Below are 14,086 nucleotides of genomic sequence, written 5' to 3'. Positions count from 1 at the left end.
TAGATGGATCTACATGACTCTTGCTGTTCATAGCGAGCATCTGTGGTTTTCTGAGGGAGATATCAGAGTTTGATGTCTTCAGGATGGTTGAATGGTTTTTCATAATGTTAGCATCATTACTTTTCTTCTATGCCGCCCTCATTTCAAACAGAAAACTGGGGGCTGAGAAATGATAATCTTAATCATGAAGACCGTGGCCTTCATCTTCATGTTGCTTGCAGCTGTACTCTCGGTGAAGAATTATTTCATGACAAGGTTCGCCTCCGGTCTCTGGGCTCTTGTATCAATGGCCCTCCTGACTGGCAGCATACTCCTCTTTGTGAGGCTCATAAAGGAATTTCTGCCATTCCCAGAACTTGAGGTTGTTAAGATATGCCTCCTCCCTGTTATGATGGCATTCATCTTCGCAGCTTCCTTTGAACTTAAAAGGGACATTCTAAAGCCCCTCTAATTCTTCTTCTGATGAGATCTGTGAAGAGAAGGCAATGATTCATGTATCTGGCGATGTTGGATGGTCCCATTACACCTCAACGTCCATGCAGCAGCCATACTAGAGGTATTCACAGGACAACCTTAATTCTGATTATTCTCTTCGTCGATTCCCTCAAACCTTGCCACCCCATCAACCCATTCAAGGCAGTAGTTTTTCCTTTCAGCTCTTCTGACAAGTATCACGCCGGTAACGGCCCGAATACCCCGCCCAGGAGGTCTGTGAGGAGGTCGAACATGGTATCAGCGAGGGGATCCATTACAGGGGACCCCTGTGTGGGACCGGTCGGCAGGACATGCTCTATGTGCTGATAGAGGTAGTGGTCGTAGCCGTACTCAACAAGCTCCAGGAGGGCGCCGAGTCCCAGGGTCACGAAGATTATGAGGAAGGCCATTATCAGGAGGCTGGTCCTTATCTTTCCATAGACGTAGGCCGTGTAGATGAGCATCATGCCTATCAGTGCGACTATGAATGGGACGGTGAAGTGCATGAACTTGTCATAGTAGGCTATCCTCCCGTAGAGGCCTAATGTGTTGCCGAGGATGTACTCCAGTGCAACCACCGTGAGGAAGAGTATCTCAATCTCCACCGGGATGACCCGTAAACCATGGGGGTGCCTGAGGGGAGGGAGGTAGACAACTGCAACCGCGATGAGGGTTATGAGTCCGAAGACCCTGGTACCCCCCGCTCCAAAGACCACGATGATAACACCCATCACCACCAGAAGGATCCTGATCGATGTTAGAAGTTTCAGCTTCCATGAACTGTTCTCCGGGCATTCATTCATGTTTCCACCTTCTCATAAGGTACTTCTCAATTTCTATTGCCATGAGCCTTTCTCTGTCAATCTCCACGTTTTTCTCATCACCAGCCTCATGGCTGCACATCTCAGTTATCCTTTCAGGAGCCCCCTTGGTGTAGATGGTCCCATCCTCTGTGAGGACAGCCATGTACTTCCTTGATGAGTCAAAGGGTATTTCATCGGCTCTCTCCTTCAGTGTCCTTATTCCCCTTATGGGCTGCAACCACCAGGGCTCCCTTGGTGGGGTCACCGTGAAGCACCCCCCTCAACTGATGCATTGTTAAAGTTCAGTGCACAGGTGAGAATATCTTCAAGGGGTCCTGGATTCTCTGTGATCTCCACTCCTTTCCGTTTTATTTTGCCCTCCTGGTCATATCCTGTCCCTTCAACTTCATAGAAGACACCCCCGGCGTATATGCATTTTACAGTCATCTCATTCCTGGTGAGTGTCCCTGTTTTATCTGAGCATATCACTGTAACGCTCCCACGGGTTTCAACGGATGGTAGATTGCGAACTATGGCATTTCTTTCAGCCATGGCCCTCACTGCAAGGGCAAGGGTCACTGTTAGCACGGCAGGCAGACCTTCAGGTATGGGTGCTACGGCCAGGGATGTTGAGGTGAGGAATGAGAAAACGGTCTCATAACCAAATATCAGTGCTGCAGTGAAGTTAAGGGTCGCAAGGATAATTACTGTAATGGTTATGGTGCGTGAAAATTCGTCAATTTTTTTAAGAAGAGGGGTTTTGACTTCAACCTTCTGTACAGTTTCTGCTATCCTTCCAGGCTCTGTTTCCGGGCCTGTTGAGATTACAGCGCCCATGCCCCTCTCCTTCATTATGAGGGTACCGCTGAAGAGGATGTTCCTGAACTCACCCCTCTCAATATCCTCATCGGTGAGGGGATCAGAGTCCTTTTCAACAGGCACTGATTCTTCTGTGAGGGCTGACTCGTCCACAAGGAGGTTCTTTGATTCCAGTATCCTTATATCGGCCGGAGATCGCTCTCCACCACCAGTTATTATTATGTCACCGGGTACGAGGAGCCTTGAGGGGATTCTGATCTTCTCACCATCCCTGATTACAGCGGATTCTGACCAGGTGAACTTCTGGAGGGCCTCTATGGCTTCAGAGGCCTTTCCCTCCTGTATGAATCCTACTGTGGAATTCAGGATCACGACTCTGGCTATTACCACGGTGTCAATCCATTCACCTATAACCGCTGTGAATATCGCCACCATAAGAAGGACGTAGACTAGGAGGCTCTGAAACTGCTTAAGAAATCTTAATAGAGCCATCGGCCTTTTAAAGAGGATCTCATTGGGACCGTGAATATTCAGCCTCTTTCTGATCTCAGCCTCTTTCAGGCCGTTAACGGATGTTTCGAGTTCATCAGGAACCTCCTCCGTTCTTATCTCTGATATATTCTTCCATCGGGTCATCAACATTATCATATGTTGCATCTTCCGGATATCTTTATCAGTTTGTCCATGAATCTGATGTTCAGTGAAAAAATACATTATTGGGGAGAGAGATATATGGAATGGTGATAACATGAATGTTATAAAGAGGAGGGGTTTCAGGGAGCCCTATGAACCATCCAAGATAAGGGCATCACTGGAGAAGGCAGCCATTGATGCCGGTTACAGTCCTGAGGAGAAGAGGGAGATCATCGAGAGGGTCTACGAGACCGTTAAAAAGAAGATAGAGGTTGAAGAGGAGATAAAGAGCGATACAATACGGGCGTGTCTCCTGACCGAGCTTGACAGGTGTGAACCATACATTGCAAAGTCCTGGAGAAGGTTTGAGAAGAAGTACAAGAAGTAGGTTCTGGGAATAACTCCCTCAGAGTAGTCCTTCTTTATCTTTCAGGACGATCCCATGTTCTCATTCCTTCACAGAACCGATATGTATATATGTCCATGTCGATATAGGTGTTCTGAGTTAATGGAGGTTAAAGACCATGGACAGGAAATACATTGCACTGGCAGCCATTGCAGCTGTCATCATCATAGCAATAGCATTTTACGCAATCTCAGGCAATGGAGATAGAGAAATACTCAGAATATCCACCACAACAAGCCTGGAGGACACCGGCCTCCTTGAGGATGTTGAGGCAGCCTTCGAGCGGAAATACCCCAACATAGATGTGCAGATAGTTTCAGGTGGAACCGGGATAGCCCTTGAACGCGGAAAGAGGGGTGATGCAGACCTCCTGATAGTCCACGATAAGAAGAGGGAAGAGGAATTCATAAAGGATGGATACGGTGTGAAGAGATACCCCTTCGCCTACAACTACTTCTACATCGTGGGACCTGCTGATGACCCCGCAGGTATTAAAGATGCGAAAACAGGGAAGGATGCCTTCAGAAAGATACTTGAAGGAGCAGAGAAGAACCCTGAGAAGGTCAAGTTCGTATCAAGGGGCGATAACTCAGGCACAAACTCAAGGGAGATAAAGATATGGAAGAACGTAACAGACTACAACAGCACCGTCAACGGATCAGCATGGTACATTGAGACCGGAAGCGGAATGGCGGACACCCTGAGGGTTGCAAACGAGAAGAAGGCCTACGCACTCACAGATTCAGGGACATACCTCGCCTACAGGAACAGAACAACCCTCGTGGCCTACCTGACAGAGGATAAATCACTGCTCAATGTATACTCAGCAGTAACCATCAACCCTGCAAGGGTGAAGGGCGTGAACACCGACGCCGCAGAGAAGTTCGTTGAGTTCCTCATGAGCGAAGAATGCCAGAACCTCATAGCCGGGTACGGGAAGGCTGAATACGGGCAGCCACTCTTCACAGCCCTCTTCGGAGGGGAGGAACCAAAAAGCTAAAAACAGTTAACATACTACTTTATTTTTAAGACCCCGACTTTTTCTGAAGATGCTGCATGGAGACCGGAACTTGAACGAGATACTCACCGGATTCATAAGGGCCCTTGAACTCATGGCATCACTTGACCCTGAACTCATGGATATAACCGCACGCACGCTGATGATCTCACTATCATCCACCGGCATCGCAGCAGTGGTAGCAGTGCCTCTAGCCTCAGTAATTGACTCCCGGGAATTCAGGGGCAGGAGGTTCATCATAAACATCATACAGACACTCTACAGCATGCCAACGGTACTTGTGGGGCTCTTCGTCTTCCTTCTCATATCGCGCTCAGGACCCCTTGGGTCATTCAACCTCCTGTTCACACCCGCCGGCATGATACTGGGCCAGAGCATACTGATACTGCCCCTGGTAACAGGATTCAGCCTCACGGCCCTGAGGAGCGTTAAACCTGAACTCCGGGATCTTGCAAGGTCCCTGGGGGCCACGGAGTATCAGGTTATGATGAAGGTCATCACCGAGGCGAGGTACGCGGTCATGGCCGCCATCATCCTGGGCTTCGGCAGGGCCATATCAGAGGTGGGTGTGGCCATAATGCTCGGTGGTAACATAAGGGGATTCACAAGGGTCATAACAACAGCCATATCCCTTGAGACATCTAAGGGTAACATTGAACTCTCAATAGCCCTTGGAATAATACTCCTCCTGATCTCCCTGATGGTTAACACGGCCCTCAACCACTTCCAGGAGAAATGAATACCTCTGACAGGTGATATGATGCATGTAATTGAACTTTCAGGGATAACAAAAAGCTACGGGGACATTAAGGTCCTGGAGGACGTTAACCTTAAGGTGCGGGAGGGGGAGACCCTGGGCATCATAGGACCAACAGGGGCCGGGAAATCCACCCTCCTGCGGATAATGGACCTCCTTGAAAGACCGGATGATGGTGAGATACTGTTCATGGGGGAAAACGTTGATGACCTGAAACCACTGGAGGTCAGGAGGAGGATGGGTATGGTGTTCCAGAACACCCCGGTATTCAGGGGCACCGTGGCTGAGAGCATCCTCTACGGTCCCCGCATCAGGGGTGAGAGGCCTCATGAGTCAGAGGTGAAGGATGTCCTTGAAACCATGGGACTTAAGGGCTATGGGTCCAGAAGAACCACTGAACTCTCCGGTGGGGAACGGCAGCGCCTGGCTCTGGCCCAGGTCCTCATAAACCGGCCCGAAGTTGTGCTCCTTGATGAGGCGACATCCAGCCTTGACCCGATCTCAAGGTCAAGGATGGAGGATGTGATAGCTGAACTGGATGTTACAGTGATATTCACGACCCATGACCTCCTCCAGGGACAGAAGCTTGCAGACAGGATTGCAATCCTCAACCGGTCAATCCTCCAGACTGGTGAGCCCCGGGAGATATTCAAAAAACCGGCAAGCAGGTTCGTGGCAGAATTTGTTGGTGCCAGGAACATGCTGAGGGGGAGGGCCCATATCACCGCTGAAGGGATATCCCTCATCGAATGTGATGGTATAAGCATCTACTCATCAGAGAGGGCCACAGGAGATGTTTCAGCCACCATAAGGCCTGAGGACATAACTGTATCCTGGCAGAGGACGGATTCAAGTGCCCTGAACCAGCTGGAGGGCAGGGTGCTGGCTGTACGTGACGCCGGTTCGGTGCAGCAGCTTGAGGTGCGCTGTGGTGGTGAAACCCTCACCGTCCACATGACAGGGAAGTCCCTCAATGATATGGGGATCACCACCGGGTCCAGGGTCTGGATAGAGTTCAAGGCCTCTGCGGTTCATGTAATCAGATGAGACCTTCCTGCTCCTGTGAAGGTCAGATGAAGCGCCGTGGATCTGTTTCAATGTCCACGAGGACCGGACCATCAGTTCCCAGGGCCTCCCTCACGGAGTCCTCCAGTTCACCGGGATCATCCACCCTCAGGCCCCGGCCCCCGCAGTTCTCTGCAAAACCTGCGAAGTCACAGTCCTGGAGCTCTGTCTGCCATACAGGGAATCCTTCAACACGCTGCTCCTGCATTATCATTGCAAGGTTCCTGTTGTTGATGCAAACGACCTGTCTATCCGGGAATTCAAGCTGTGCTGCGATGGCCGCCGGAAGACCGAAACCCATGGACCCCCAGGTAACCTGAAAAGAGAAGCCTCTGGTGCTCTTCATCTGGAAGTTCCGGCCGAACCACCATCCGTTCTCACCAACATCAAGGGTTATGATGGCATCATCATCCAGTTCCCTGTTCAGGACTGATATGATGTACTGGGGCCTGATGGGCCTCAGTGAAGGATCAGCCTCTGATTCAAGGAGTCCCAGCCATTCATCCCTGAGTTCCCCCAGTTCTGCCAGGTAGGGCCCCCTTTCCTTCTCCTCCACCATGGATATAAGTTCCTGAACTATGAGGGAGGACCTTCCTGTGAGGCCCTGCTCAACCGGGTGGCGCCTCGCTACCATCATGGGGTCGATGTCGACCTGGAGGGTCCTCCGAGGCGGGATCCGGGTGAGGTCAGAGAATGATGACCCGATAACCAGGAGAAGATCTGCTTTCCTAACAGCCTCGGCCGCAGCAGCCGAGCCCAGGCTACCATGACAGCCCAGGTAGAGGGGGTAGTCATTATCAACGATGCCCTTACCCCTGAAGGTGGATACGATGGCTGCCCCTATCCTCTCCGCAAGTTCAACAACACTGTCAGCTGCTTCCAGGGCACCGAAGCCTGCTATTATCACGGGCCGCTCTGCTCTGTTTATCAGATCAGCTGCAGCCCTCAGACGATTCCTGGGGGGTGTGACTGCAGCCTCCGCCATCATGCCCCTGAGGGGCTTCACCGGGGCTGTGCACTCCATGGTCTGGACATCCCGGGGGACGTCAACATGTGAAACACCCCGCTCAAGGATGGCGTGCTTCACAGCCTCCCTGGCAATCTCAGCTGCCTCATCCGGGCTCACAAGGGTCATGTTGTAGACCGAGAAAGACTCAAAGAGGCTATGCTGATCTATCTCCTGGCTTGCACCTGTACCTATCCTGTAGGTTTCGACATGTCCTGTGACTGCAAGAACCGGGGCCCGGTCAAGGGCCGCGTCAAGGAGCCCTGTTATAAGGTTCGATGCCCGGGGGCCGGCCACAGCCATGCAGACCGCGGGCTGACCAGTAAGTTTACCGTAGCTGGAGGCCATGAAGGCCGCTGCAGCCTCATGACGCACCTGTATGTACCTTATCTCATCGTTCCTTCTGAGGGCATCAACGAGTCCCAGGGTGGATGTGCCCGGGATGCCGAAAACGTATTTAAGACCCCAAGCTGCCAGCTGGGAGATGAAGACCTCAGAAACCGTCCTGCCGCCCTCCTCAAGAGTGGATGGAACCCTCACAAAGGCTGTGCGTGGCGCATTGCAGACAGGGCATCGCCAGTCAGCAGGGAGTGAATCGAATTCCCCATCAGCCTCCTCATGGAATATGTAGTTGCATACAGTGCACCTGAAGTCAGCCATCAGCACTTCCCCCCTCAGCGAGTACACCAACAACCGGGAACCTTTCAAGGAGTTCAGCCCCATGTGGGGCTTTCTTTATATCCTCTGTGAGGTCTGATCCTGCACTGTGGCCTGCCTGGTGTCTCCCGTCCCTCCAGAGGAAGCTCCCTGAAACATCATAGACCCTTCCCTCAAATGCAATGTATGCTGGCCCTGACCTCCCATCAAATGCCAGGAGTTCTTCCAGGGTGAATATTCTCATGGAACCACTGAATTCATGGATTATTCCAGGAACTTCCTCACGAAGGATGATGTCTCACCGCGCCTCATGAAGTGACCTGATGGTCCCTCACCCAGGAACTCTGAGAACCATGATTCGTGCTGCTATCTCCTCATGGAGTATTGAGAGTGCAAGGTCATAGGTCCTGTGGTCCTTCCCGGCGGTGATGTTACATATATGGGTGCACTGTCTGACAGCACACCTCTCTGCTGCCACCAGGACCTCAAGGATCTCCATCGTGTCATTGGTCTTAGCCGGGAGGTATGCCGGTGGGCATCCTGAGATGTCATGGAATTCCTTCATGTCCCCTGGAAGTTCACCGCCGAGTTCATATATCCTGGGTACAAGGGCCTCGAAGTGGTTCCTGTCCTCTATCCTTGCAGCCTCGGCGATCTCCTTGAGCCCCTCACCCTCGAGTCCAATCAGATTGGCCCCGAGTAGGGTGTAAAATAGAAGGTTGTGAGTTCAGCAGCCGCGTTCTTAACAAGCAGTTCCACAAGTTCATCCAGATCTATACCTGAATTTTCAACCATCTCACGGGTAACCCTGGCCATGATATCACCTGTAGAATATTATGTGAATCATATCTAATAAAATGGGACATTCAAACAAGCTCTGCAGGTATTCATGAAAAAATTTTCAGTGGCAGGGGCCACCGGTTGAACTATGATGTGTCATGAGGATCAGGCAAGTGCGAGGTCAAGTACCATCATGAGAACAAAGCCCATGAGCGCTGAGACCGTGGCAAGATCCGTGTTACCTCCGCTCTGGCACTCCGGTATCAGGTCCTCTATCACAACGAATATCATGGCCCCCGCTGCAAAGCCAAGGGCATAGGGCATTATCCCTGAAAAGGAGTAGACCATGAGGGCACCTCCAATCCCTCCAAGTACCTCAATAACACCTGATAACTGTCCATAGATGAAGCTCCTCCACCTGGAGAGTCCCTCACCAAGGAGGGGCAGTGATACCGCTGCACCCTCCGGGAGGTTCTGTATACCTATACCCAGTGCCAGTGCAAGGGGAGCTGCAAGTCCACCGGTACTGGCAGCTGCACCGAAGGCAACACCGATGGCCAGCCCCTCAGGAAGGTTGTGTATCACAACTGCAAGGAGAAGGAGTCTGTTCCTCCGCCAGGTCGTTGGCAGACCTTCAGGGTCACAGCCAGGGTGAAGGTGTGGTATGATCCTGTCCATGGCTGAGAGGAAGAGACCACCGGCAAGGAACCCGGCAGCCGGAGGAACCCAGGCATACACCCCGGTGGGTGAAAGTTCAATGGCAGGGACCAGGAGTGACCAGAAGCTCGCAGCGATCATTATACCTGCTGCAAATCCAAGGGATGAGTCAAGGAGTTTTCTATCACCCTGCAGCGGTAGAAAAACCAGGGCCGCCCCTGCAAGGGTCATGAGCCAGGTGAAGATGGTTGCAAGGAATGCATTGAAGACAGGGTTTCCAGGATCCATTGAAGATTCTATGTACAGATTCTTTAATAATTCCTTGTGTTCAGGCCCTTTAATCCGGTACAGATTTAATAACCAAACAAAACATTAATATTCCCATCAATCAAATCTATTCGCACTGATATATCATTCAGGGGTTCATCATGACGGGTTCACTCTGCAGGAAGGGCGAGGCATGTACAGAGAAGCAGAAGATGGCTGTTAAGAAGACGGAGGGGCCGCTGGTAGTTGTGGCGGGACCAGGTGCCGGGAAGACCCGCGTACTCGTTGAAAGGGTCGCATACCTCGTCAAGAGAAAGGGTGTCAGCCCGGAGAACATACTCGTCATAACCTTCACAGAGAAGGCAGCCGGTGAACTGAAGGCGAGGCTCATAAACTGTGTGGGACTGGACGCCGAGCTCATGCAGATATCCACCATACACTCATTCTGCAGCAAGGTGCTGAGTGACCACCCCGAGGAACACGAATTCGGGGCTGGATTCGAGATCCTGGACGAGGAATCCCAGCTCATTTTCCTCAGGACGGTCTTCTACAAAATAGGATTGGACCGCTACATGAAGATGGGGGAGGTGCACAGGGCCATCGAATTCTTCAACAGATGCACCGAAAACTGCATTGAACCTGAAGAGCTCATAAACGCCCTCAGAAGGAAATATCCTGACAGGGAAGAATACCAGGGCATCGCCGTGTGCTATGCCCGCTACCTTGAACTCCTCAGGGAGCAGAAGAAGATAGACTTCCCTGGCCTTGAAAAGGAGGTCTACCTCCTCCTGAACTCCAGCGAGAGGGTACTCGAATCCGTAAGGAAGAAGTACAGGTACATAATGATAGACGAGTACCAGGATACAAGCCCCATACAGGAGTTGATATTAAGGGAGATAGCAGGGAAGAACTCCAGCATCTGCGTGGTGGGGGATGAGGACCAGAGCATCTACGGCTTCAGGGGAGCCACACCAGAGAACTTCATAAGGTTCCGTGAAGAGTACGACGCAGAGGTGGTCACCCTGGAGGACAACTTCAGGTCCCGGGCAGGGATAGTCCTGACTGCAGACAGCTTCATGAGGGGCGAGAGACACTACGAGAAAACCATCAAACCGGTAAGGGATGGCGGGACCGACGTTGTTATACTGAAGAGCAGGGACGTTAACTCAGAGGCCAGGAACATAGTATCACTAATAAAGAAACTGAAGTCCTCCGGCAAGATACCTGAATACGGATACGTCGCACTCCTATTCAGGAGCGTCCGCAACCACGCAGACAAGGTCCTTGCAGAGCTCAGGAGGGAGGGCATACCCTACATAGTGCGAGGAGACGGCTCCTTCCTCAAAAGGTATGAGGTGAGGAGCATGCTCTACTTCCTCGCCTACGTGGATCCACCGGACTATGGAGGAAGATTCAGGAAGTGGGATGGCTGGTGGAACATATCCAGATTCAGGGGCGAATTCCTGGACCTCACCGGTGAAACCCTCCGGGCCCTCGAATCCCTTGACAGAAACTGCAGGCTCTCGGACTTCACATCAAGGAGGGAACTTGAGGAAATCGGTGTACACGGGGAGGATGCAGAGAAGATCCTTGGTCTCAACAGGATACGCCATGAAGTTGGGAAGGGATCACTGACAGTTCTCAGCACATTCTACAGTATACTTGAGGTTACAGGGTACCTCAGGAGGCTCATAGAGGACGGGAGCGACAGTAGCAGGGCTAAAATATTCAACCTCGCAAAGTTAAGTTCACTGATAGACAGATACGAGGCCATAAAGCCCGGAGCAAGGATACAGGACCTTTTATGGTACCTCTACCTCCTACCCACCCACCTCCACCACGACGAGGCAGCCCTGGAGGACCCGGCGTCGGTGAAGATCATGACGGTTCACCAGGCAAAGGGCCTCGAGTTCCCTGTTGTCTTCATCTGTTCGGTCATAAACGGCAGGTTCCCTGTTAAAAGGCGTAAGGAGAGGGACACCATACCCATACCCGGGGAACTCCTGCTATCACCCGGGGAGGTACCTGATGAGGACCGGCGCCTCTTCTACGTTGCAATGACCAGGGCCCAGGACGCCCTCATCATATCAACAGCCCCCCGTATCAACACCAGGAAGGTGGGTGTGTCACCGTTCATCACAGACCTCAGGGAGAAGTGCGGCATCTATGAGTGTGACTGCACATCCGTCAGCAGATGCCTTGAAAGGGAGTGGAGTGAGGAGCCCCTCAGGATCAACTTCTCGGCCCTCTTCACCTACGAGGAGTGTCCCTTCAGGTACATGCTCATATACCACTACGGCTTCGTCTACCCTGAGACCTTCATGCAGCGCTATGGGATCATACTGCACAGGTGCCTTGAGGAGCTCCACCTGGCCATGAAGAACTCAGAGGAGATAAACGGGGCCCTCATAAGGAGAATCGTTGAAAGGTGCTGGATACCCATGGGGAGAGACGATAAGGTTAAAAAGAGGCGCCTTGAGAGGGAACTCCTCAACTACTACCATGACACAAGGGACCATACAGGGGAGGTGGTATCGGTTGAGGAGCCCTTCTCCATACCCGACACTGATATAATAATAGAGGGGAGGACAGACCTGATAATCAGAACCAGGGACGGTGAACTTGAACTTGTCGACTTCAAGGCCCGTGAGCATGGCGGTGTTGAGAGGATGGCCCTTGAGTACCAGCTCCGGACCTATGAATACGCACTAAGGGAGAGGTACAGGTTCGACAGTCTATCCGCCTACGCTATAAAGGACTCCATGAGGATATCCTTTGACTCCGACCCTGAATTCAGGGTTAAGGAGAGGATCGCTGAAACCGTCGCGAGGATAAGGGAGGAATGCTTCGAACCCAGGAAGAACCCCTTCTGCAGCAGGTGCGTGTTCAGGACCTTCTGTGGCGCAGGGTGATAATATGAATATGGAATTCACAGACTTCTATGATATACTCCGCGAGAACCTCAACAGTTACCGGGGAGACTATGATAGGATTGTTGACTACGCCCCTGACCTCTTCAGGCTACTAGCAGACCTCCTGCAGAGCAGGGATATAGAGAGAGAGGACCGGCTGATGATCTGCGCAGCCATGGGCTACCTTGTGGCCCCCAATGATATAATACCCGAGGAGATATTCGGCCCCCATGGCTACATAGATGACGTCTACCTCTGCTCCGTGGTGGTTGATAGGCTTGCAGGGAGGATGGGTTACCGGTTCCTTGAGGAGTACTGGAGCGGCGACGAGGACCTCGAATCGGTTGTGGGGGAATGCATCTCCAGGGCCTCTGAGATACTGGGTGATAAGAGGACCAGTGTCCTTGAGTACACGGGTCTCAGATGAGCTTCAGCGGCTATTAATGTTCTGTAGAAATCATGGGAGGTCACCGCGGTGTTAATCAAAGATCCATACTGAGTTGACGCTGCTGTCTCACTGCGGTATTAATTATGCAGGTGGCTCTCAGTGATCTGCAAACAGATGTACCTCAACAGGTAACACCTAAAGTTCGTAACAGATCACACTTAACTGCTGGAGCTGTTCCATCAGGCGGCACTGACTGGAACGCTGCCAGAAGACTGCTGTTAGTTTTATTGCAGATTTATGCTCTGCAATCAGAAAGATGAATAAATGATGGTTCATCGGCCCCATAACTTCGATCCGCACATTCCACAGAAGTTCTCATCGCCACTGAGGGTTGTTCCACATTCAGGACATTTAAAAGCTGTTTCCAGCTTTTCGCTGGTGCGTCTCTCTATGACCTCACTGTATGTTCCTGATTCAACCCATTCAAGAATTTCGGATGCCCTCCTAACAGTCATTGGATGGTTGCTCCCCATACAAAGGAGTGCCTTTCCTATTCTATCAAGGCTGTCATGGTCATAATCACTGAATTCCCTAGCCTTTTCAAGGAATTCATCCCTTTCAATCCTATCAAAAAAATTTTTTGAGCACCCGCTATTTTCATAAAATATATCAAAAAACCAGATAATTATTATATCATTCGGAGGTGCTAAAATGGATTACAGAGCGATGGGTGAAAGGTTCAGGGAACTTCTGAAGCTCGAGAATGAACCTGTGGCCATAAAGTGGTCAGTGAGGGAGCCACAGGACATCAGAAGGGAGGAGGGTAAATCAAGGTTCTGCAAGAAGCTTGAGAAGGCCATGAAGGGGGAGGTTTTCTATGCAACTGCAGATGAGGAGGAATGTATGGGGGGTGCAAGGTACACAGGGTTAAGGGACGCGAAAGAGTTTCCAGCCAGTATGAGAAGCGGGGCATTCCTCACAGCCATGGGAGTCTACCGGGACATACCTGCAGTCCAGCGCTCCTGGAGAAACAATCTTAACATTGAACCGGGTATATTCAGGGCCCTGATATTCGCACCACTCGGAAGGGCTGAATTTGAACCGGACGTCATATTCATAATCTGCAATGCCCGGCAGGCCATGGAGATACTCCACGCCAATGCCTACGATTCCGGTTCACACGGACTGGGGGCTGATTCAGGACCCATATGCAGTTCAATGGCTGCACTCCCCTACCTCACAGGCAAGGTGACCTATGGCTTCGGTGACACCGGGTCAAGGAGGCACATGGAGATCAGGGACGAGGACGTCATGGTGAGCATACCCGCAGGCGACCTTCCAAGGATAGTCTCAAACCTCGAGGAGATGAGAACCAGGAGGTCCTTCAGGGAGGATTGATGGAAACAGGGAACCTACCGGTCATTCCTGAACACAGAATCACAAT

At 51.5% G+C, this 14,086-nt stretch carries 18 protein-coding genes; 9 read left to right on the top strand and 9 right to left on the bottom strand.

Annotated features, from left to right (window positions below; all coding sequences use genetic code 11):
* The first annotated feature begins 20 nt into the window (after window positions 1-20).
* Both MTH_RS09735 and MTH_RS02255 read left to right on the top strand, forming a co-directional pair.
* Window positions 21-173 carry a hypothetical protein gene (locus tag MTH_RS09735; protein ID WP_158296322.1) on the top strand — a complete coding sequence of 51 codons (153 nt, stop codon included), beginning with the start codon at window positions 21-23 and terminating at the stop codon, window positions 171-173.
* Window positions 170-451, top strand: a complete 282-nt coding sequence (locus tag MTH_RS02255; protein WP_010876123.1) for a hypothetical protein — start codon at window positions 170-172, stop codon at window positions 449-451. The genes MTH_RS09735 and MTH_RS02255 overlap by 4 nt, the downstream gene beginning before the upstream one ends.
* 220 nt (window positions 452-671) lie before the next feature.
* Here MTH_RS02255 and MTH_RS02250 read toward each other — a convergent pair whose 3' ends face one another.
* From MTH_RS02250 to MTH_RS02240, 3 genes are read right to left on the bottom strand one after another with little or no spacing between them, the layout of a single operon-like run.
* The gene (locus MTH_RS02250; RefSeq protein ID WP_010876122.1) at window positions 672-1,277 is read right to left on the bottom strand and encodes a hypothetical protein; all 606 of its coding nucleotides are present in this window, start codon (window positions 1,275-1,277) and stop codon (window positions 672-674) included.
* Window positions 1,270-1,542: a H+-transporting ATPase gene (locus tag MTH_RS02245; RefSeq protein WP_010876121.1), complete on the bottom strand. Its 273-nt coding sequence runs from the start codon at window positions 1,540-1,542 to the stop codon at window positions 1,270-1,272. Before MTH_RS02245 ends, MTH_RS02250 begins: the two co-directional genes overlap by 8 nt.
* Window positions 1,539-2,744: an HAD-IC family P-type ATPase gene (locus MTH_RS02240; RefSeq protein WP_052261156.1), complete on the bottom strand. Its 1,206-nt coding sequence runs from the start codon at window positions 2,742-2,744 to the stop codon at window positions 1,539-1,541. Before MTH_RS02240 ends, MTH_RS02245 begins: the two co-directional genes overlap by 4 nt.
* Before the next feature lie 100 nt (window positions 2,745-2,844).
* On the opposite strand from MTH_RS02240, the gene MTH_RS02235 reads away from it, so the two are divergent.
* The 4 genes from MTH_RS02235 to MTH_RS02220 all read left to right on the top strand — a co-directional run bounded on the left by MTH_RS02235 (window position 2,845) and on the right by MTH_RS02220 (window position 5,957).
* Complete coding sequence (locus MTH_RS02235; protein ID WP_010876119.1) at window positions 2,845-3,117, top strand: ATP cone domain-containing protein; 273 nt, start codon at window positions 2,845-2,847, stop codon at window positions 3,115-3,117.
* A gap of 136 nt (window positions 3,118-3,253) precedes the next feature.
* Window positions 3,254-4,135 carry a substrate-binding domain-containing protein gene (locus tag MTH_RS02230; protein ID WP_010876118.1) on the top strand — a complete coding sequence of 294 codons (882 nt, stop codon included), beginning with the start codon at window positions 3,254-3,256 and terminating at the stop codon, window positions 4,133-4,135.
* 70 nt (window positions 4,136-4,205) lie between these two features.
* Entirely contained in the window at window positions 4,206-4,892 is a 687-nt protein-coding gene (locus MTH_RS02225) for an ABC transporter permease (RefSeq protein WP_048060828.1), read from the top strand.
* Between the two features lie 21 nt (window positions 4,893-4,913).
* Complete coding sequence (locus tag MTH_RS02220; RefSeq protein WP_048060827.1) at window positions 4,914-5,957, top strand: ABC transporter ATP-binding protein; 1,044 nt, start codon at window positions 4,914-4,916, stop codon at window positions 5,955-5,957.
* A 22-nt stretch (window positions 5,958-5,979) separates the two neighbouring features.
* On the opposite strand, the gene MTH_RS02215 is transcribed toward MTH_RS02220, so the two are convergent.
* The 5 genes from MTH_RS02215 to MTH_RS02200 form a co-directional block, all read right to left on the bottom strand.
* The gene (locus tag MTH_RS02215; RefSeq protein ID WP_010876115.1) at window positions 5,980-7,641 is read right to left on the bottom strand and encodes a thiamine pyrophosphate-binding protein; all 1,662 of its coding nucleotides are present in this window, start codon (window positions 7,639-7,641) and stop codon (window positions 5,980-5,982) included.
* Window positions 7,634-7,882 (bottom strand): cytochrome b5 domain-containing protein, encoded by a 249-nt coding sequence (locus MTH_RS02210; RefSeq protein ID WP_010876114.1) that lies wholly within the window; start codon window positions 7,880-7,882, stop codon window positions 7,634-7,636. The genes MTH_RS02215 and MTH_RS02210 overlap by 8 nt, the downstream gene beginning before the upstream one ends.
* Window positions 7,883-7,969: 87 nt before the next feature.
* Window positions 7,970-8,293 (bottom strand): ferritin-like domain-containing protein, encoded by a 324-nt coding sequence (locus MTH_RS09865; RefSeq protein WP_238374274.1) that lies wholly within the window; start codon window positions 8,291-8,293, stop codon window positions 7,970-7,972.
* Window positions 8,294-8,322: 29 nt separating this feature from the next.
* A complete protein-coding gene (locus MTH_RS10170; protein WP_269889763.1) occupies window positions 8,323-8,454 on the bottom strand; it encodes a hypothetical protein in 132 nt (43 codons plus the stop codon).
* A 129-nt stretch (window positions 8,455-8,583) separates the two neighbouring features.
* Entirely contained in the window at window positions 8,584-9,363 is a 780-nt protein-coding gene (locus tag MTH_RS02200; protein ID WP_010876112.1) for a ZIP family metal transporter, read from the bottom strand.
* A 140-nt stretch (window positions 9,364-9,503) separates the two neighbouring features.
* Between MTH_RS02200 and MTH_RS02195 the strand changes: the two genes are divergently transcribed.
* Window positions 9,504-12,254 (top strand): ATP-dependent helicase, encoded by a 2,751-nt coding sequence (locus MTH_RS02195; RefSeq protein WP_010876111.1) that lies wholly within the window; start codon window positions 9,504-9,506, stop codon window positions 12,252-12,254.
* Window positions 12,255-12,258: 4 nt separating this feature from the next.
* Window positions 12,259-12,681, top strand: coding sequence for a YkvA family protein (locus MTH_RS02190; protein ID WP_238374229.1), 423 nt, complete (start codon window positions 12,259-12,261; stop codon window positions 12,679-12,681).
* 293 nt (window positions 12,682-12,974) lie between these two features.
* Here MTH_RS02190 and MTH_RS09985 read toward each other — a convergent pair whose 3' ends face one another.
* Complete coding sequence (locus MTH_RS09985; protein ID WP_048060826.1) at window positions 12,975-13,157, bottom strand: zinc-ribbon domain-containing protein; 183 nt, start codon at window positions 13,155-13,157, stop codon at window positions 12,975-12,977.
* 196 nt (window positions 13,158-13,353) lie between these two features.
* Between MTH_RS09985 and MTH_RS02180 the strand changes: the two genes are divergently transcribed.
* Window positions 13,354-14,040: a DUF169 domain-containing protein gene (locus tag MTH_RS02180; protein ID WP_010876108.1), complete on the top strand. Its 687-nt coding sequence runs from the start codon at window positions 13,354-13,356 to the stop codon at window positions 14,038-14,040.
* Window positions 14,041-14,086 lie beyond the last annotated feature (46 nt).

Source organism: Methanothermobacter thermautotrophicus str. Delta H, assembly GCF_000008645.1.
GTDB lineage: Archaea > Methanobacteriota > Methanobacteria > Methanobacteriales > Methanothermobacteraceae > Methanothermobacter > Methanothermobacter thermautotrophicus.
The sequence above is the reverse complement of the archived record's forward strand: the minus strand, read 5'-3'. Positions and strand labels throughout refer to the sequence as shown.